The sequence below is a fragment of the Cupriavidus sp. GW822-FHT02D05 genome (assembly GCF_058802485.1).
Genome location: NZ_JBXAOE010000026.1, coordinates 84,470 through 102,837, shown reverse-complemented (window position 1 = coordinate 102,837; position 18,368 = coordinate 84,470). Strand labels below are relative to the sequence as shown.

The 18,368-nt window shown below is 61.4% G+C and carries 16 protein-coding genes; 6 read left to right on the top strand and 10 right to left on the bottom strand.

All coding sequences use genetic code 11. The features are described 5' to 3' along the window. The first annotated feature begins 3 nt into the window (after positions 1–3). The 3 genes from AC1RQK_RS29450 to AC1RQK_RS29440 all read left to right on the top strand — a co-directional run bounded on the left by AC1RQK_RS29450 (position 4) and on the right by AC1RQK_RS29440 (position 5,007). Complete coding sequence (locus tag AC1RQK_RS29450; RefSeq protein WP_492373830.1) at positions 4–927, top strand: LysR family transcriptional regulator; 924 nt, start codon at positions 4–6, stop codon at positions 925–927. Between the two features lie 562 nt (positions 928–1,489). Beyond that, the gene (locus AC1RQK_RS29445; protein WP_043354195.1) at positions 1,490–3,070 is read left to right on the top strand and encodes an isocitrate lyase; all 1,581 of its coding nucleotides are present in this window, start codon (positions 1,490–1,492) and stop codon (positions 3,068–3,070) included. A 272-nt stretch (positions 3,071–3,342) separates the two neighbouring features. Then, on the top strand, positions 3,343–5,007 hold the full coding sequence (locus AC1RQK_RS29440; protein WP_492812781.1) for an ABC-F family ATP-binding cassette domain-containing protein: 1,665 nt from the start codon (positions 3,343–3,345) through the stop codon (positions 5,005–5,007). 275 nt (positions 5,008–5,282) lie between these two features. Here the strand turns inward: AC1RQK_RS29440 and AC1RQK_RS29435 are convergent, their stop codons facing one another. Further along, the gene (locus tag AC1RQK_RS29435; RefSeq protein WP_492373827.1) at positions 5,283–5,681 is read right to left on the bottom strand and encodes a VOC family protein; all 399 of its coding nucleotides are present in this window, start codon (positions 5,679–5,681) and stop codon (positions 5,283–5,285) included. 281 nt (positions 5,682–5,962) lie between these two features. After that, entirely contained in the window at positions 5,963–6,400 is a 438-nt protein-coding gene (locus AC1RQK_RS29430) for an Rrf2 family transcriptional regulator (protein ID WP_492812815.1), read from the bottom strand. Between the two features lie 82 nt (positions 6,401–6,482). On the opposite strand from AC1RQK_RS29430, the gene AC1RQK_RS29425 reads away from it, so the two are divergent. Beyond that, positions 6,483–7,457 (top strand): alpha/beta fold hydrolase, encoded by a 975-nt coding sequence (locus tag AC1RQK_RS29425; protein ID WP_492373826.1) that lies wholly within the window; start codon positions 6,483–6,485, stop codon positions 7,455–7,457. A 278-nt stretch (positions 7,458–7,735) separates the two neighbouring features. On the opposite strand, the gene AC1RQK_RS29420 is transcribed toward AC1RQK_RS29425, so the two are convergent. Both AC1RQK_RS29420 and katG read right to left on the bottom strand, forming a co-directional pair. Next, positions 7,736–8,338 (bottom strand): cysteine hydrolase family protein, encoded by a 603-nt coding sequence (locus tag AC1RQK_RS29420; protein ID WP_492373825.1) that lies wholly within the window; start codon positions 8,336–8,338, stop codon positions 7,736–7,738. 177 nt (positions 8,339–8,515) lie between these two features. Further along, positions 8,516–10,771 (bottom strand): catalase/peroxidase HPI, encoded by a 2,256-nt coding sequence (katG, locus tag AC1RQK_RS29415; protein WP_492812779.1) that lies wholly within the window; start codon positions 10,769–10,771, stop codon positions 8,516–8,518. Positions 10,772–11,054: 283 nt separating this feature from the next. Between katG and AC1RQK_RS29410 the strand changes: the two genes are divergently transcribed. Next, entirely contained in the window at positions 11,055–11,519 is a 465-nt protein-coding gene (locus tag AC1RQK_RS29410) for an aminoacyl-tRNA deacylase (RefSeq protein ID WP_492812778.1), read from the top strand. Positions 11,520–11,648: 129 nt separating this feature from the next. Here the strand turns inward: AC1RQK_RS29410 and AC1RQK_RS29405 are convergent, their stop codons facing one another. The 6 genes from AC1RQK_RS29405 to AC1RQK_RS29380 all read right to left on the bottom strand — a co-directional run bounded on the left by AC1RQK_RS29405 (position 11,649) and on the right by AC1RQK_RS29380 (position 17,770). After that, complete coding sequence (locus AC1RQK_RS29405; protein ID WP_492812776.1) at positions 11,649–13,859, bottom strand: penicillin-binding protein 1A; 2,211 nt, start codon at positions 13,857–13,859, stop codon at positions 11,649–11,651. Positions 13,860–14,095: 236 nt separating this feature from the next. Further along, positions 14,096–14,443 (bottom strand): cupredoxin domain-containing protein, encoded by a 348-nt coding sequence (locus tag AC1RQK_RS29400; protein WP_492373822.1) that lies wholly within the window; start codon positions 14,441–14,443, stop codon positions 14,096–14,098. Between the two features lie 36 nt (positions 14,444–14,479). Further along, positions 14,480–15,424 carry a metallophosphoesterase family protein gene (locus AC1RQK_RS29395; RefSeq protein WP_492812774.1) on the bottom strand — a complete coding sequence of 315 codons (945 nt, stop codon included), beginning with the start codon at positions 15,422–15,424 and terminating at the stop codon, positions 14,480–14,482. Positions 15,425–15,550: 126 nt separating this feature from the next. Further along, on the bottom strand, positions 15,551–16,336 hold the full coding sequence (locus AC1RQK_RS29390; protein ID WP_492812772.1) for an anti-sigma factor family protein: 786 nt from the start codon (positions 16,334–16,336) through the stop codon (positions 15,551–15,553). Beyond that, a complete protein-coding gene (locus AC1RQK_RS29385) occupies positions 16,336–16,875 on the bottom strand; it encodes a sigma-70 family RNA polymerase sigma factor (RefSeq protein ID WP_492812770.1) in 540 nt (179 codons plus the stop codon). The genes AC1RQK_RS29390 and AC1RQK_RS29385 overlap by 1 nt, the downstream gene beginning before the upstream one ends. Positions 16,876–17,425: 550 nt before the next feature. Beyond that, on the bottom strand, positions 17,426–17,770 hold the full coding sequence (locus AC1RQK_RS29380) for a DUF4148 domain-containing protein (RefSeq protein ID WP_492373818.1): 345 nt from the start codon (positions 17,768–17,770) through the stop codon (positions 17,426–17,428). Between the two features lie 376 nt (positions 17,771–18,146). On the opposite strand from AC1RQK_RS29380, the gene AC1RQK_RS29375 reads away from it, so the two are divergent. After that, positions 18,147–18,365 (top strand): hypothetical protein, encoded by a 219-nt coding sequence (locus tag AC1RQK_RS29375; protein ID WP_492373817.1) that lies wholly within the window; start codon positions 18,147–18,149, stop codon positions 18,363–18,365. Positions 18,366–18,368 lie beyond the last annotated feature (3 nt).

Sequence of the window (18,368 nt, the reverse complement as noted above, 5' to 3'; positions counted from 1 at the left end):
ATAATGAGGACATCGGGCTTGGGCGAACTGGAGGCGGTGCTGGCCGTCGCGCGTCATCGCAGCTTCCGCGCGGCCGCGACGGATCTGGGCATGTCGACGTCTGCGCTCAGTCATGCCGTGGCGGCGCTCGAAGCGCGTATCGGCGTACGGCTCTTCAACCGCACGACGCGCAGCGTGTCATTGTCGGAAGCCGGCGTGCAGTTCGTCGACAGCGTTGCGCCTGCACTCTCCACGATCCGCGTCGCGATCGAGCAGGCCGGCAGCTTCCGTGACACGCCGTCGGGCACGCTGCGTATCAATGCGTCAACCGGCGCGGCCAGGCAGGTGATGCCGCTATTCATCGAATTCCTGCGGCGCTATCCGGAGATGAAGCTCGATCTGGTCACTGAAGGGCGCCTGATCGATATAGTTGCCGAAGGCTTCGATGCTGGCATTCGGCTGACTGAAACGGTGCCGCAGGAAATGATCGCGGTGCCGTTCGGGGACAGGCAGCGCTTTGCCGTGGTCGGCAGTCCAGCCTATTTTGCGCAGCAAAAACCGCCGCGCACGCCCGCCGATCTGAACGCACACCGCTGCATCCGCTCACGCATGCCGAGCGGCGCGATATATCAGTGGGAGTTCGAGCGGCACGGCGAAACGTTGCGTATCGATGGCAAAGGCGCGCTGACGCTCGACGAGCCGGGCCTGATGCTGGCGGCGGCGCGTGCCGGTCTCGGTCTTGCGTATCTGACCGAATGGAACGTCGCCGCGGATCTGGAAGCTGGCACGCTGGTTCGCGTGCTGGACGATTGGACGCCCCCGCTCGACGGCCTCTGCCTGTACTATCCGGGCCGCCGCCACGTGCCGGCCGGACTGCGCGCGCTGATCGACATGATCCGCGAACACACCGACGCGCGGCGGGCGCGCCATCAGCGCACGTCCGCATAGGGGAAGGAGCCCGGCGCACGGACTTAGTGCGGCGTTACGAGGTACGGACGACCGGTTGAGTCCGCAGTCGAGAACGGAAGTTCGGAGCTCAGTCGGGTCGATCGAGCGCTGGCTGGCGACGAACTTCCAGGTTCGGCCAGTTTGCGACGATCCTCGTCCGAGATCGAATGACCGCAGCGGGCACGAAGATAGCCACACGTTTGCGCACCGCCTCATGACCCTGTTTGTTCGACAGGCGTCTACAAAATCACCCCAACAATCGTTGCTCAAGCCATCTGGGCTTGCCTTCACTTCTAGCCACTGAAAGCGCTTTTCACATTGCGGAATTCACGCCGAGTTTCCGCAGTGTTTTGTTTTCGTTCCTCGAAAACGCGTTCCGCATCGCGAAATCCAAGGCCTATCTCATTGAAAAATAAGGATAAACCAACTCTTATGTCTTATATAAGACTTCACCGCAGTGCACCAGAAGCGCCATACAATGATTCCACGCTGCCTGCTTCGACATTCATAGATCCGTAGCGGCACACGCCCCCCTTTCTTCAAACACGCTTAGGAATTTGACATGGCCCAGTATCAAGACGACATCAAGGCAGTTGCCGGTTTGAAAGAGAACCACGGCAGCGCATGGAATGCCATCAACCCCGAGTATGCTGCCCGCATGCGTGCCCAGAACAAGTTCAAGACGGGCCTGGACATTGCCAAGTACACCGCCAAGATCATGCGCGCCGACATGGCCGCCTATGATGCCGACTCGTCCAAGTACACCCAGTCGTTGGGTTGCTGGCACGGCTTCATCGGCCAGCAGAAAATGATCTCCATCAAGAAGCACTTCAACAGTACCGAGCGCCGCTACCTTTACCTGTCCGGCTGGATGGTGGCCGCGCTGCGCTCCGAGTTCGGCCCGCTGCCGGACCAGTCGATGCACGAAAAAACCTCCGTCAGCGCGCTGATCCGCGAGCTGTACACCTTCCTGCGCCAGGCCGACGCCCGTGAACTGGGCGGCCTGTTCCGCGAACTGGATGCTGCCCAAGGACCTGCCAAGGCCGCCATCCAGGAAAAAATCGACAACCACGTCACCCACGTTGTGCCCATCATCGCGGACATCGACGCGGGTTTCGGCAACGCCGAAGCAACGTACCTGCTGGCCAAGCAGTTCATCGAAGCGGGCGCATGCTGCATTCAGATCGAAAACCAGGTGTCCGACGAGAAGCAGTGCGGTCACCAGGATGGCAAGGTCACCGTGCCGCACGAGGACTTCCTGGCCAAGATCCGCGCCATCCGCTACGCCTTCCTGGAACTGGGCGTGGACGATGGCGTCATCGTGGCCCGTACCGACTCGCTGGGCGCTGGCCTGACCAAGCAGATCGCCGTGACCAACACGACGGGTGACCTGGGCGATCAATACAATTCCTTCCTCGATTGCGAAGAATTGTCGGCCGACGAACTGGGCAATGGTGACGTCATCATCAAGCGCGACGGCAAGCTGCTGCGCCCTAAGCGCCTGCCTAGCAACCTGTTCCAGTTCCGCGCCGGCACGGGCGAAGCGCGCTGCGTCCTGGATTGCGTCACCGCACTGCAAAACGGCGCTGACCTGCTGTGGATCGAGACCGAAAAGCCGCATATCGCCCAGATCGGCGGCATGGTCAGCGAGATTCGCAAAGTCATCCCCAACGCCAAGCTGGTGTACAACAACAGCCCCTCGTTCAACTGGACCCTGAATTTCCGCCAGCAGGTGTATGACGCGATGAAGGCCGCGGGCAAGGATGTATCGGCATACGAGCGCACCCAGCTGATGAACGTGGAATACGATCAGACCGAACTGGCGAAGCTCGCCGACGAAAAGATCCGGACCTTCCAGGCCGACTCGTCGCGCGAAGCAGGTATCTTCCACCATCTGATTACGCTGCCGACCTACCACACCGCCGCACTGTCGACCGACAACCTGGCCAAGGAATACTTCGGCGACCAGGGCATGCTGGGTTATGTGGCTGGCGTGCAGCGCAAGGAAATCCGTCAGGGCATCGCCTGCGTCAAGCACCAGAACATGTCCGGCTCGGACATCGGCGACGACCACAAGGAGTATTTCAGCGGCGAAGCAGCCCTGAAAGCGGCTGGTAAAGACAACACCATGAACCAGTTCTGATACCAGTAGTACGCCCAAAACATAGCGCCAACCCAAAACGGGTTGGCGTTTTTTTATCCGGCGACATAGCGCGGGGAGGGGGCTCATCGAACGTTTTCTAGTGCGCTCACCTGCAAAGGCTTTATGTGTGGCTCGGTAGAGAACGACGAGCGGCGGATTCGCAGGTGGCCAGGAGCCGTCATTCACCGCTATGTTCACGCGTGCTGCCAGAAAAGCGACAGCCCTGCGCGTCCGGTCGGCTATCATGCTGATCCTCTCCGAAGTGGCTCCTTATGATTTCCGTCCGTAATGTCACGCTGCGCCGCGGCGTCAATGTCGTACTCGACCGCGCGTCCGTCACTTTCACCCCCGGAGAAAAGATTGGTCTTGTCGGCCGCAATGGCGCCGGCAAGTCATCCTTCTTCGGCCTTCTCAACGGCACGCTGCACGAAGACAGCGGCGAGTTCTCGATTCCCGCTGCATGGAAGATGGGCCAGGTCGCGCAGGAGATGCCGGAGACCGAGCAGAGCGCGACGGACTTTGTCGTCGAGGGTGACACCGGGCTGCTGGCCGCGCAGGCCGAAGTAGCCGCCGCCGAGGCCAGCGACGACGGCATGCGCATGGCGCACGCCTATATGGCCCTGCACGACGCCGGTGCACACGATGCCCCCGCACGTGCCCAAGCGCTGATCCTGGGCCTTGGCTTCAGTGCTGAGCAGCTTAGCCAGCCGGTCAACAGCTTCTCCGGCGGCTGGCGCATGCGACTGCAGCTGGCGCGCGCGCTCATGTGCCCGTCCGATCTACTGCTGCTCGACGAGCCGACCAATCACCTCGACCTCGACGCGCTGGTCTGGCTGGAAGCCTGGCTCAAGCGCTATCAAGGAACCCTGGTAATGATCAGCCACGACCGCGAATTCCTCGACGCGGTGACGCAGGTGACGGTGCACGTCGACAACGCCAAGCTCGTGCGCTATGGCGGCAACTACAGCAAGTTCGAAGACATGCGCGCTGAGCAGCTCGTGTTGCAGCAGGCCGCGATGGCCAAGCAGGTGGAAAAGATCGCCCACCTGCAGAAGTTCATCGACCGTTTCAAGGCCAAGGCCTCGAAGGCGAAGCAGGCGCAGAGCCGGGTCAAGGCGCTTGAACGCATGGAGAAGATCGCACCGGTGCTTGCCGATGCTGAGTTCAACTTCGAGTTCAAGGAGCCCCTCAACGTCCCGAACCCGCTGTTGTCCATGCTGGACGCGAGCTTCGGCTACCCCGCGCCGGCCGGCGCACTGCCGGGCACGCCGCCCACGGTCATCGTGCGGGGCATCAACCGTTCCGTGCTGGCCGGGCAGCGCATCGGCATTCTCGGTGCCAACGGCCAAGGCAAGTCCACGCTGGTGAAGACGGTGGCGCACGCGCTGGCGCCGATTTCCGGCGAAATCAGCGAAGGCAAAGGCCTGAACATCGGCTACTTCGCACAGCAGGAACTCGACGTGCTGCGCCCGCTCGACACGCCGCTGGAACACATGATCCGCCTTGCCAAGGACACGCCGGCGCACATGCGCGCCCCCGGCCAGAGTGGCACCGAACAATCGCTTCGCACCTTCCTCGGCACATTCAGCTTCAGCGGCGACATGGTCCATCAGGCGGTTGGCACGATGAGCGGCGGCGAAAAGGCGCGGCTCGTGTTGTGCATGATCGTGTGGCAGCGTCCCAACCTGCTGCTGCTCGACGAGCCTACCAACCACCTCGACCTGGCCACACGCGAAGCGCTAGCCATCGCGCTCAACGAATTCGAAGGCACGGTGATGCTGGTCAGTCACGACCGGGCCTTGCTGCGCGCCGTATGCGACGAGTTCTGGCTGGTTACCAAGGGCGGCGTCGAGCCCTTCGACGGGGATCTGGACGATTACCAGCAGTTCCTGCGCGACGAAGCCCGTCGTATGCGGGAGCAGCCTGCCGCGCAGTAGAAGGTCATCGCCTGCAATGGTGAGACAAAGGGCAGGGGTGAGCTTCGCAGGATTCAGCGTGAAGGTTGCCATCGAGCGCCTCGAGACTGATACGAACTTCGGCGTCGAGATCGTTCCCGGACTCACCTTTTTAGCCGCTTTGTTTCGCTGGATCGAACGGCAGAGATGGGTAGGTAGGAAACGACCGCCGTTCCGCCCCCTCCGTGGACTGGAGCCGGCCATCAAGAGACGTCCCCCATGGCCCGGAGGCAGGCCGCAGTGCTAAATCGACAACGCTAATCCGATACCGGGTCGTGACAGCATACGCAGAGCTTGTTTGCGTCGGCATCCCGGAAGTATGCGCCGTAGTAGTGAGGGTGATACTGGACTCTCAGGCCAGGAGGCCCTTCGCAATGCGCTCCGTTTGCGAGCGCGCAGGCGTATGCCCGATCAACCGTCTGCCGGTCACGCGCAAGCAGCGCCACCATCTGGCCATTTCCACCTCGCGCGGCATTGCCGTCATATGGCTTGCCAATAAGGAACAGCGGCCGCGGTGCGTCCGTTGCCATCCATCCTGCCCATGGCCTGTCGCGTTCGCAGAATTTGAGGCGATGTCCCAGTTCCTGCATCAAAGCCGAATAAAACTCGAACGCGCGATCGAAGTCGTTAATGCCGAGAAAAGTGTGCGAGATCACATTGAGTCTCTCAGGAGACGGTGCCGACCAACATTATCACCGCCACAAGCTCTGATAACCCAATCCGCCGCTTCGGATTCGAACGGCCGCTTTCGGCAAGCCGGGGGGCGAATCGGGTCGGGAAGAGACCGAGGTCCCTTCCCGGCCAGGAAGGGGCATTGACAGCGCTCAAATCAACGGCTGCTTGCAGTATGGAAGCTGACACTCGTTCGTCCGAGAAGTCGTTGTCAAGCAAGCCCGCGCGACTTGCCTCCATTAATACCCATTCCATGGTCCCCGAATTAGGTGACCGTCTTGCCCGACTTTGACGAGGTCACGTCGTGCGCGATCTGTGAGAGTCGCTTTTCGCCAAACAGTTGAAGCAACGCATTTTCTGCTGAACGCAAGGCCTCATTGATGTGCCGATTTACCGCCGCCTCTACCGGGCAATCGCGATTGTCGTCAGCCGGGCCGACCGCGAACAATGCGGTGTGCGCGATGGCCACGTAAACGTCTCTCACCGTAAGAGCGTTGAGGTCACATGCGAGTGCCCAACCTCCGCCTGGACCGCCTGTAGACCTTGCATATCCAGCTTCGCGTAGCGCAGCCATTGTGCGGCGAACAACAACGGGGTTCGTATGCAGCATCTGCGCGATCGTCTCCGAAGTGGTCGCGCCGCCGCGAAGATGCATGTGGATGAGTACGTGCAGAAGTCGAGCCAGCCGGGTATCACGTTGCATAACTTTGAAAATGTGGAAATGAGTAACTTTAGATGTTACGATATACCGAGCTTCTTGTGTAAAACTGTCTCTTCGAGCAAGCATGAGTGCATACCGTCAAACCTATATTGAAACCAACGGCATCCGCCTGCACGTCGCTGAGCAGGGCGATGGTCCGTTAGTGTTGCTTTGTCACGGCTTTCCCGAGACCTCGCATGCCTGGCGCCACCAGTTGGGGGCACTTGCGCGCGCCGGCTTCCACGCAGTTGCCCCAGATTTGCGTGGCTACGGATCAAGCGAATGTCCAGCGATGATCGGACAGTACACAACCTTGGACGTTGTCGCTGACCTGGTTGCGCTCGTTGATGTGCTTGGAGAACGCGACGCAGTTATCGTGGGAAATGATTGGGGCGCAACCATTGCCTGGTATGCCGCGATGCTTCGGCCCGACCGATTTCGCGCGGTCGCTGCGCTCGGGGTGCCAATGATGGGCCGCGCGCCGATGGCGCCGAGTCGGCTTTTTCCACAGACCGACCAGGCGTGGTTCTACACACATTACTTTTCCCAACCAGGGTTGGCCGAAACAGAACTTGAGCATGACGTTGCGGCCACATTGCGCAAGATCTATTTCTCTGCATCGGGCGATGTAGGTGTCCGCGACGCGAATACACCTAATCCCTTTGGACTTCTGTTACGGAGTGGCGGGCTCCTTGACTCTCTGAATGATCCGTCCTCGTTGCCCGCGTGGCTCGCCCCCGCCGACCTGGACAAATTTGTTCAGGCATTCAGCGTTTCTGGCTTTCGCGGCGGATTGAACTACTATCGCAACCTCGACCGCAACTGGGAAGTGCAAGCCGCTTTCGAGGGCCTGCGCGTCGAGGTCCCGGCGCTTTACCTTGTCGGCGAGCGCGACACAGGTCTGGCAATTCCAGGCATGCACGAGGTCATCGGCGCCATGCCCCAGCTCGTGCCAAACCTACGCCTCTCCCAAGTGATTCCGCGAGCAGGGCACTGGCTACAACAAGAGGCACCGGATTTGGTCAACTCCGCATTGATTGAGTTTTTTCGCGATCTTTGAGTTTTCCCCGGCGTGATCCGACGGTTCAACTGCGGATAGCGGACATTCCGCGCTCAATGAGGAATGTCGGAGACGGGTTCGACCACGGAAGTTCGGAGCTGAGTCGGGTCGATCGAGCACGGTTTTGGGTTGCGGCGTTTCCACTACGACCGACGCAAGGACGTCATAAGACGACTTGTATTGGCGAGAATTGTCCTGGCGGGATAGCCCGCAAACGCAGCGCTTGTCGCGCCCACTACGCGGTATTCAAGTCGAAGCGACAGAAATCCCGGCAAAAGCTAGGCAAGCAGCAGCAAGGCATCAGCGAGCGAGAGCACCGTTGTGCGCGAATCGAACGCCGTTGAAAAAAGATGATCGTGCACGACCTGATCCGGGTCGTAGCAGCAATCCTTGACCGTGAATAAACGGAAGTCCGCATCGCTCGCGTACGCGACCGACGACAGCACCACACCGGTCGACGCAATGCCCACCATGAGCAGGGTGTCGATGCCCTGGGCGGAAAGCCGCACCTGCAGGTCGGTACCAAAGAACACGCTGGCACGATGCGCGATGATGAGCGGTTCCGTGGCCTGTTGGCCGAGTTCCGGTGAGATCTGGTCGTCGACGAATAGACCAAGTTGCTTGATTCCCTGTCCGTTCCTGTTCAACGGACTGACTTCCGGATAGCCTGGACCAAAGTGGATCTTGGCGAAATAGATGCTGACGCCCTTGGCTCGCGCGGCGTCACACAGCTTGCGCGTATTGGAGAGCAAGGTGGGCGCGACCGATGGAAACAACGCCAGGATGTCGGTCTGATAATGCATGACCACCAGCGCGGTTTGCGCTGGAACAATTGCCGGAATCCGCATGGTCACACTGTGCGCATCAGCGGCGCTTTCCATGCCCTGTTGATGGTCTGACGAATCGGCGGATCCACGTTCAACGGGTGGCGACATAAGGCTACGCGATAGAGAGTGATGATCGACTCTACCACGATCAATCGGCCCGGACGGGCGCCGAACGTGGTCCGGCGCCCTTGTTTGCCCCTTGTTTGCCCCTTATTTGCCCCTGACTTAACGCTATGTACGCAGATCGAAGCGGTCGAGGTTCATCACCTTGACCCAGGCAGCGACGAAGTCCTTGACGAACTTATCCGCCCCGTCCTCGCTTGCGTAGACTTCGCTCAGGGCCCGGAGTTGAGAGTGTGAGCCGAACACCAGATCCACTCGCGATCCGGTCCACTTGACCTGCCCCGTCTTACGGTCACGTCCCTCGAACACATCCCGGGTGAGCGCCTTCCATTCCACGCCCATGTCGAGCAGGTTGCGAAAGAAGTCGTTGGTCAGCGTTTCCGGGCGGTCGGTGAAGACGCCGTGCGCATCGTTCCCTGTATGGACATTCAGCACACGCAGGCCGCCGATCAACACCGTCATTTCGGGCGCGGTCAGAGTCAGCAACTGCGCCTTGTCCAGCATCATCGCTTCTGCCGGAACACGAACGCTCGGGTTGAGGTAGTTGCGGAAGGCATCGGCCGTGGGTTCGAGGGCGCCAACCGATTGCACGTCGGTCTTTTCCTGCGAAGCGTCCATGCGGCCCGGCGAGAATGGTACGGTCAGCCTCTGCCCAGCCTTCTCCGCTGCCTTCTCGATACCGGCGCCGCCCGCCAGCACGATCAGATCGGCCATCGAGATCTTCTTGCCACCGGACTGGGCACCGTTGAACTCGCTCTGGATACCTTCGAGGGTCTTCAGTAGCTTGCCCAGCTGATCCGGCTCATTGGCCGCCCAGTCCTTCTGCGGAGCCAGGCGAATGCGCGCGCCGTTGGCGCCGCCGCGCTTGTCCGAACCGCGAAACGTCGATGCCGATGCCCAGGCAGTCTTCACCAGTTCCGAGACCGACAGCCCCGATGCCAGGATCCTCTGCTTGAGCGCCGCCACGTCCTGGTCATTGACCAGCGGATGGTCCGGCGCCGGAATGGGATCTTGCCAGAGCAACTCTTCGGCCGGGACTTCCGGGCCGAGGTAGCGGGCGCGCGGTCCCATGTCCCGGTGGGTTAGTTTGAACCAGGCACGGGCGAAGGCATCAGCAAATTCCTCAGGGTTCGCCATGAAGCGCCGCGAGATTTTCTCGTAGATGGGGTCAAAGCGCAGCGACAGGTCCGTGGTCAGCATGGTCGGCTTGAGCTTCTTCGACGGATCGTGAGCGTGCGGAACCGTTTCGCCGGCATTCTTGGCCACCCACTGGTTGGCTCCGGCAGGGCTCTTGGTCAGCTCGTATTCATAGCCGAACAGGTTTTCGAAGAAGCCACTGTCCCACTTCGTCGGCGCGGTCGTCCAGGTGACTTCCAGGCCGCTGGTGATCGAATCCGCACCCTTGCCTGTGCCGAAGCTGCTCTTCCATCCCAGACCCTGGTTTTCAAGGTCGGCGGCTTCGGGCGCGGGGCCTACGTGATCAGCGGGACCGGCACCGTGCGTCTTGCCGAAGGTGTGGCCGCCGGCAATCAGCGCGACGGTCTCCTCATCGTCCATGGCCATGCGGCCGAACGTATCCCGGATGTCGTACGCCGCGGCGAGCGGGTCCGGATTGCCATCGGGGCCTTCCGGATTCACGTAGATCAGGCCCATCTGCACGGCACCCAGGGGATTCTCGAGGTTGCGGCCGGGGTCGGTACGGCTGACTTCACCACCGTGCAATTCCTCGTCGGCCACAATCACACCTTCGTTGCCGTCCTTGCCGGCGGCGCCCTTGCCGTAGCGTACGTCGCCGCCCAGCCAGGTCTTCTCATTCCCCCAATACACGTCCTGGTCCGGTTCCCAGGTGTCTTCACGGCCGCCAGCAAAGCCGAATGTCTTGAAGCCCATGGTTTCAAGGGCAACGTTACCGGCGAGGATCATCAGGTCGCCCCAGGAAATCTTCTGGCCATATTTCTGCTTGATGGGCCAGAGCAGCCGGCGAGCCTTGTCCAGGCTGACATTGTCCGGCCAGCTGTTGAGCGGTGCGAAACGCTGCTGGCCCCGGCCACCACCGCCACGGCCGTCACCGATGCGGTATGTGCCGGCGCTGTGCCAGGCCATACGGATAAACAAACCACCGTAATGGCCGAAGTCCGCCGGCCACCAGTCCTGCGAGTCAGTCATCAGCGCCGCGAGGTCTTTCTTGACTGCGGCGAGGTCGAGGCTCTTGAACGCCTCGGCATAGTTAAAGCTCTTGTCCAATGGATTGGACTTGTCGGAGTGCTGGCTGAGCAACTCGAGCCGCAACTGTTTCGGCCACCAGTCCCGGTTGGTGGTGCCGTCACCGGCGGCGTGGTTGAAGGGGCACTTTTCGTTAGACATGCTCTCTCCTTCGGAGGCGTACCAAACGTGAGTTCTAGTGTGAGTTCTAGTATTTCCGCGTCAATGCTTCCACTCGGGACCTGCGTCGGCAGGCCTGCCGCACACAAAATATAGTTGAAAGCGCTCGGCAACCAAATGAGAGGTTTGCAATTGCCTCAATAGCGCATCGCTATTGGTCACCCGCAACCGTGCTGGGGTTAGCCCCACCGATTGTCGCCCGGTGCTTGACCTATAGTTCCGATACGTAAGCAACTGCAGCGATCAGCGCTCGGAGGTTGCAATCATGACCATGGCTACCACGCTGGCAAGATGCCTGAGCAAGAAGCAGAGCCGGTTTGAAACCGTTCCTCGCCCAAGTGGCCTGGCAACGGCGCAGACTGCGTATGTCCCCGGAGACCGGCTCGCCCGAACTGTCCTGCTGGAGGACAACCGAGGCTATCTCGCAGCGGTGATCCCTTCCACCCACCAGCTGAAACTGTTGGATATCTGCGAACAAACCGGCCGCAAGCTGTCGCTGGCGCATGGGGATGGCGTGCGCGAAGTGTTCAGGGACTGCGAAATCGGCGCGCTCCCGCCGGTCGGCATGGCGTACGGCACGCTGACCTGGCTCGACGACAGCCTGCTGACGCATCCCGACGTCTACTTCGAGGCGGGCGACCATGAGGAACTGGTGCATATGAGCACCGAGCAGTTCGCCGCCCTCATGACCGAAGCTCGGCGCGGGCATTTCGCGCACCGGATGATGTAGGGCGCCGCGCAAGGTTGGCGCGGCTAGTGCGCATGCACCGCTTCCCGCTCGTGAAGCCCCTCACCGCGATCGGGTTGCCGAGCGGGTAGTCGGCGGAGGCGGCGAATGACGCGTGCGCCAGCGACGACGTCAGAACGTCCAGAAGAGGAAGTGTCGATGCCGCCGCTCATGGACCGTGCGCGGAGGCCGGGTTTCGGGGCCGAGCCGCACATCCGGATCGATCACTCGCGCGCGCAGCGCCATGTCGTAGAACGCGCCCACCATCGGTAGGGCGCTGTGCGCGCCTTCGCCCCAGTAGTTGCCGAGCGTCACACGTCCATCGTCGAAACCCACCCACGCGCCCGCGACCAGTTGCGGATGCATCAGGATGAACCAGCTATCCGTGTTGTCCTGTGTCGTGCCTGTCTTGCCGGCCACGTCGGCGCGAATCCCGAAGCGCGCCCGGATCGCCGCGCCGGTGCCCCGGCTAACGACGTCGCGCATCACGTCGACGAGCGTTTGCGCCGCGCCGGCGGGCAGTGCCTGCTCTGGCAATGCGCTCGCGAATTCGGCGAGCACCTTGCCGTCGTGATCCTCGATGCGCGTGACCATGCGCGGTTCGATATAGGCGCCACGGTTCGCGATCGTGCTGTACGCCGAGACCATTTCCCTGAGCGTGACCGGGCTTGTGCCGAGCGCGAGCGACGGCACCGCTTCGAGCGGACTCGCGCGCACACCCATTGCGTGCGCGAGCCGTGCGACCTTCTCGGGGCCTTCCTTTTGCATGAGCTGTGCGGTGACGCGGTTGCGCGAATACACTAGCGCGTCGCGCAGCGTCATCGGCCGGCCGGTGGGCGGCTCCGCGTCGGTAGGCCGCCAGATCGCATTCCCGGTCAGCGCAATGGCGACGTTACGGTCCACGATCGTATCGCTCGGCCGCGCACCGTCCGCGAAGGCCGCGCCGTAGACGAACGGCTTGAACGTCGAACCCGGCTGACGCCGGGCCTGCTGCACGTGATCGAACGGCTCGTCACGGAAGTCGCGGCTGCCAACCCATGCCTTGATATCTCCGTTGCGCGGGTCGATCGCGACAAAACCCGCCTGGATCTGCGTCTTGCTCCGGCAGAGCGCGCGCACGAACGTGGGGTTCGTGGCGAGCTTCCTGAGCGCGGCCTCATCCGATTGACCCGCATCGCGTGCGGCGCGGTAGTCGGGCGACTGCCGGATGAACGTCCGGAACAGGTCGTTGCCCGGCCAGCAGCCTGTGTGTTCGTTCCATGCGCCGTTCGCGATCCATTGCAACTGGTTCGTCTGCCAGTCCAACGCCTGCGTCGCCATGGCCTGCAGGCGTGAATCGATGGTCGTGCGCACGACCAGCCCGTCGGCATAGATGTTGTAGCCGTTGCGATCGGCCCATGCGATCAGCCACTTGCGCAATTGCGCCGAAAAATGCGGCGCGGCGCCCGGTTGCGCGGTCTGCAACTCGAAATCGATGTTGAGCGGTTGCCGCTTCAATGCAGTGTAGGCATCGGGCTTGAGCTTCCCGTATTTGTTCATCTGCCCGAGCACCGTGTTTCGCCGCTGCAGCGCGCGCTCGGGGTTGAGCACAGGGTTGTAGGTGCTGTTGGCCTTCAGCATGCCGACGAGCGTCGCGCTTTCAAGAATGTCGAGCTGATTGGCCGATTTGCCGAAGTAGGTGCGTGCGGCCATTTCCACGCCGTAGGCGTTGTACAAGAATGGCACCGTGTTCAGGTACGTCTCCAGGATCTGATCCTTGCTGTACACGGCTTCGATCTTGAATGCCGTGATCGCTTCCCTGAGCTTGCGCGTGAGGGTCGGCGCGCGGCCGATCTCGTCGGGATACAGGTTGCGCGCGAGCTGCTGCGTGATCGTCGAGCCACCTTGCCGGTCGCCGGAGAACGTATGCAGCGCGGCCGACGCGGTACGTTTCCAGTCGATGCCATGATGCTCGTAGAAGCGGCGGTCTTCGGTCGCGATCAATGCATCCACCATGTGCGGCGAGACTTGCCTGAGCGACACCCACTCGCGATTGACCGGTTTGAACGCATCGAGCAGTTTGCCGTCGGCCGACACGATCAGCGCTGGCCGGTCAACGCGGGCTTTGCGGATGTCGCCGATGCCCGGCGTCAACGGCACGAGCGCAAGCACGTATAGCAGGAAGAGCGCCGGCAATGCAGCGAGCGTCAGCGCGACGCCGCGTCGCGTCGGGTGGCGCAGGCGGCGCAGCGCGCCGTTGAGCGCGAGTCTGGTGATCGTGCTGCCGGCGGCGGCCAGCGGTTGGACACGGGCGAGCCACCGTGCGCAATGCTCACAAAACAACGATGCATATCGGCGAATCACGGTGGCGGGGCGCTGGCGGAAAGAGCGCGATCGTACCAAAGCGCAAGGGCGCTTCTGTTATCAAAACAGGGCCGCGGCGCATGGCATTTACAGAAGCTTACATTTGTTTCGTGTGGACAACGTTCGCGATGGCCACGGAAGCGACGATCGCCAACCGCGAGCTCAACGAGCTGGATGGCCGCCTCCGCTCACGGGCCATTCGGCGAGCGGAGGCTGGACGGCGGGCTCGTCGGCCCCTACTGGACGGTGATTGTCGCCATCATGTTCGGGTGGATGCCGCAGAAGATCTTGTAGACCCCCGGCTTGTCGAACTTGAACTTGTAGGTGTCGTTCTGATCGAGCGCGCTGGAGCGGAACAGGCCGGCGTCGTTGACAACCGTGTGCGGTTCGCCATCGAGGTTCTTCCAGGTCACGGTCGAGCCAGCTTTGATCGTGAGCGACATCGGCGAGAACATGAAATTCTTCACAACGACGACATGGTTCTCCTGCGCTTGCGCGAAGGAGAACTCGCAAGTCAATGCCGCCATGAGTATCCCGACCCCGAGGGGGACGACGAAGGCGCGGCGAAGGATGGTTGTTAGCATGATCTGGGTCCTGGTTGGTGAGCGGTGCCTGGAAAGTCAGGCGAGCGTGGTGTCGGCGAGTGTCGCTGCGAGCGGGTGGCGCATGATCTTGATGCTGGTCACGCCAAGCATCCTGGGAAGCTGATCGCCCGGTACCGTCAGCGGCATGGGACCGGGCCCATTGCCTGCCGTCGGTTGCGGATAGGCCGTCGAGCGCGCCGTATGGAAGGTGATATTGCCTTCCACCTTCGACACGATCTGGTGGATATGGCCGTTCAAGACCGTGACCGAACCGAAGCGCGTCAGATAGCTCATGGCCTCGCCGGCGTCGCCGGTGCCCCAACCCCATGGTTGGTAGATCGTCCACATTGGCATGTGTGCAAAGACGACGATCGGCGTGCTGGACGAGCGGCCCCGCAGATCCGCTTTCAGCCAGGCGAGTTGGTCGTCGCCCAAGCCCCCCAAACCGTTTGGCTTGAAATGCATCACGTTGACCAGGCCGATAAAGTGGACGCCGCTGTGGTCGAAGCTGTAGTAGCCCTTGTTGCCGGAGGCTTGACCGAAACGCTTGAAGTATTCCGTTCCAGGCCCATCGGTCACGTCATGCTCGCCGGGCACGGTATGCAACTCGGTGATATTCAGCCCCGACATCAATTGGGCCGCGTGGTCGAACTCTTCTGCCTTTGAAAGATGCGTAATGTCGCCCGTGTGGATCGTCAGCGCCGGCTTGACCGGCATGGCATTGACGAAGTCAATGGTCTGCCTGAGCGTGCCCGCGACGTCGGGATTGGCTTCCTTATTGAAGCCAATATGCGTGTCGCTGATCTGCAGGAAAAGAGGAATGCCCGCGGCAGATGACGGGCCTTTCCCGGAGGCGGCAAGGCCCAGTTCCACGGGCGCGAGAACGCCGCCTGCCAAGACAAAGACGGTGCCCGCGCCACCGAAAGCGAGACACTTCAACGCGCCGCGGCGCGACGGGTTGGACGGAAGATCTGACGACATATTGCCCTCGCAAGGAAAGTTCGAGAGGTGGCTCACCGGACCATCCGACGGACCTCCCGATTGGGTTCTCCAGGTAAACCGCCGTGCCATCCGTTTTATTCCGCGATGTGTACCGCGCTGCGGCGGCTAGGAAGCAGGATGCGCACGCAGGTCCGTGATGAAGCCATTCAGCTCAGCTTCGCCGGCATCGGTAATCGCCCAGTAATTCATCCCCGCGGCACTCCAGTGGGCGAGGTGATAGCCCTGCTGCGCGTAGATGCGAGGCGTGGCGCCCGCGTCGTTGCCCGGCCACACATAAAGATTGATCGGGTGCAGCTTGTAGCGATAGACCATCACGGCTACCGCCCGTCCCTTCAGGTAATCCAGCCGCCCGCCGACCAGCGGATACCCCTGCTGCACAAGATCGACCACAGGCGGCGCAAAGTCCAGCTTGCCGTCAAACCACGGCTTGACCGTATGCCGGTCGGTTGAAATCACATCGGAGAGGTGACTGACCTGCAGCGAGCGAATATGGTTATCCACGAGTTCCTGGGTCAGGCGCGTCTCGCTCGACGGCACCGAGAGGTACAGCCCCACGCTCCAGGTCAACGCGACCACACTCATCAACATCGCGCCAGCCGGCGCCCAGGCCAGCGACCCACCGCCGCTCCACTGACCGAATCGCTCACCCAGCCGCTGCCAGAGCGTGCGGCGCACCGGCAGCGCAGCCTTGATGCGTTTCACCAGTTCCTGCGGCGCCGCTACGCGCAATTCCGCCTGCCGCAGCTGCGCACTCACCTGGCGGTGTTGTGCATAGACCTGTTGGCACTGCTCGCAGTCAGCAAGATGACGCTCGAATTCGAGCGCTTCGGACAGGCTCAACTCCTGGTCGAGATAGCCCGGCAGTAATTCAAACGCCTGTTTGTGATCCATCACGCCTCCTGATCCGTCGGGGCGAGCAGCGCCGCGAGTTGCTGGCGGCCTCGGCCCAGGCGAGACATCACCGTGCCGATCGGGATGCCCACGATGGCGGCGATTTCCTTGTACGACAAGTCTTCCAGCTCCCGCAGCACGACAACCTCCCGGTATTCCAGCCGCAAGCCCAGCAACGCCTTGTGCACCCGCTTCTGGCTCTGGCTGCGTATGAGCATGGCTTCAGGACTGTCGTCATGGTCGGCGACACTCGTCTCAAGGCTATGCATTTCTTCTTCGAACATCATGGTCTGCGCTGCATGCCCCCGGTTCTGCTGATGCCAGGTGTAGAAGGTGTTGCGCACAATGCTCAATAGCCATGCACGGGCATCCTCGCCGCGGAATCCGCCAAAGAACCGGAATGCGCGCAGGTACGCCTCCTGCACCACGTCCTGGGCATCCTGGTCGTTATGCGTCAACCATCGCGCAACATTGAAGGCCGAGTTCATATGCGGCAATAAAAGCGTCTCGAAGCGCTGCGCGGTGTCTGGATCGGCCATTTTGAAGTGTCTGCTGTAACCGCAATCCGTGACCGGCAGTGAGTTAACAGCAAGACCGCCGGCATGCCATTTTTATTCCCGGAACCGCGACCTGAAATGGATCCCGTGTTGATTCCGCATGGCAAGCGCCGATCATGTGATCGGTATGCCGCCTGCAGCCGTCGACGTCTCGGGCTGCCAGACCAGCACCACCGGCGAGCCGCCCATGCGTCGCAAGCGGATGACTGCTGATCTACCTCTTTCTCCACCTGGCCAATCATGCGCTCGGAATCTGGTCGCTGGATCTTGCCGGGCGCGGTCTCACGCTGGCGCTGCGGCTCAGGCATAGCGCGCCCGGAACGATCCTCAAACCAGCTTCAGCGGGCACTAGTTGACCAAGAGGTAGTAAAAGAGAAGGCCGATGGTAATGATCCCAACGGCGTTCCAAAACTTGAACTGGTCGCGATTCATGATCCCATCCGATCTGGATTGGTACGCCACAAAAAGGTCGTTCAACTGCTCTGCCAGCCGTATCCTTTTTCGAGATGCCGTGTGCGGCCTGCGCCCGCAATCAAGGCGCGGGCTTCGTCTGTGCGGTCTGGTTGTCACCGGCCTGTGCTGCCTGGTTTCCACCCATCAGCGCATTCCTTTGCGCTTGATGTTTGGCTTCCAGCCTTTGCTCCGCTGCTTGAATGTCGGCGGGATAGTCACCATTGTCGCCTTGGGATGGGTTGTAGCCGACCGACTCCAGTTCCTCGAGTTCATGTCGCACTTGCGCGCGAGTGATTTGATGCGTGGCGGGTGCCGGCGGCGTTTGCGCATAGACACAAACGGAAGTTGCCATCAACGCAGTGCTCACGATGAGCGAGCCGCGCATGGGCAGCGCAAAAAGCCGATTCAGCGAGTTCGATTTCATGTCAGTACTCCTTGGTTGTCCGAGCGAGCGATGCCCGCGGTCGACCCGACTGCGCAGCAGGACGCTCTGCATGGGTAAACCGCGGAGCCGGTCTGCTTATTCCCCAATTTCCTTCGCGGAAAAAACGCATCCGCGGCATCAGGGATAAGAGGACAAAGGAACATGAACCGAGGCACAGGAATTTCCCTTGGCCGCTGGCCGCATCCATAGCTTGTGCCGGAATAAAACGGGTGGCTGCGCGGTTCTACAAATGCACGGCGAACGAGTTCTCGGGATTGATCGATACCCCCGGAAACCGGAAGCGAGTTACGTGCCCAAGCGTAGCCTTCACGGAGATGCGCTTTGGAAGCTATCCCTACTGTATTTGGAGCTCGTCATGAAAATCCTGATCTTGGCCGCTGTCGCGGCATTGACTTCCTTCGCTGCCATGGCCCAGTCGTCCAGCACCCCCCCAACTTCTGACAGCAGCACCCATACTGTCGGGCCGCGCGATCCCTACACGGATGGCGCGAAAGCAGGCAAGTTCGACGTTTATTCCGACGGCGCAAAAATCACGGATCGGCGCGATCCGTTCACCGACGGCGCGCACAGCTAAGAC

Bases quoted from the DNA above. Each gene is read 5' to 3' on its own strand.
- AC1RQK_RS29440 (WP_492812781.1), top strand. From the start codon at position 3,343: ATGATTTCCGTCCGTAATGTCACGCTGCGCCGCGGCGTCAATGTCGTA.
- AC1RQK_RS29390 (WP_492812772.1), bottom strand. From the start codon at position 16,336: ATGGATCACAAACAGGCGTTTGAATTACTGCCGGGCTATCTCGACCAG.
- AC1RQK_RS29380 (WP_492373818.1), bottom strand. From the start codon at position 17,770: ATGAAATCGAACTCGCTGAATCGGCTTTTTGCGCTGCCCATGCGCGGC.
- katG (WP_492812779.1), bottom strand. From the start codon at position 10,771: ATGTCTAACGAAAAGTGCCCCTTCAACCACGCCGCCGGTGACGGCACC.
- AC1RQK_RS29400 (WP_492373822.1), bottom strand. From the start codon at position 14,443: ATGCTAACAACCATCCTTCGCCGCGCCTTCGTCGTCCCCCTCGGGGTC.
- AC1RQK_RS29395 (WP_492812774.1), bottom strand. From the start codon at position 15,424: ATGTCGTCAGATCTTCCGTCCAACCCGTCGCGCCGCGGCGCGTTGAAG.
- AC1RQK_RS29420 (WP_492373825.1), bottom strand. From the start codon at position 8,338: ATGGAAAGCGCCGCTGATGCGCACAGTGTGACCATGCGGATTCCGGCA.
- AC1RQK_RS29425 (WP_492373826.1), top strand. From the start codon at position 6,483: ATGAGTGCATACCGTCAAACCTATATTGAAACCAACGGCATCCGCCTG.
- AC1RQK_RS29385 (WP_492812770.1), bottom strand. From the start codon at position 16,875: ATGGCCGATCCAGACACCGCGCAGCGCTTCGAGACGCTTTTATTGCCG.
- AC1RQK_RS29410 (WP_492812778.1), top strand. From the start codon at position 11,055: ATGACCATGGCTACCACGCTGGCAAGATGCCTGAGCAAGAAGCAGAGC.
- AC1RQK_RS29375 (WP_492373817.1), top strand. From the start codon at position 18,147: ATGAAAATCCTGATCTTGGCCGCTGTCGCGGCATTGACTTCCTTCGCT.
- AC1RQK_RS29445 (WP_043354195.1), top strand. From the start codon at position 1,490: ATGGCCCAGTATCAAGACGACATCAAGGCAGTTGCCGGTTTGAAAGAG.
- AC1RQK_RS29450 (WP_492373830.1), top strand. From the start codon at position 4: ATGAGGACATCGGGCTTGGGCGAACTGGAGGCGGTGCTGGCCGTCGCG.
- AC1RQK_RS29430 (WP_492812815.1), bottom strand. From the start codon at position 6,400: ATGCAACGTGATACCCGGCTGGCTCGACTTCTGCACGTACTCATCCAC.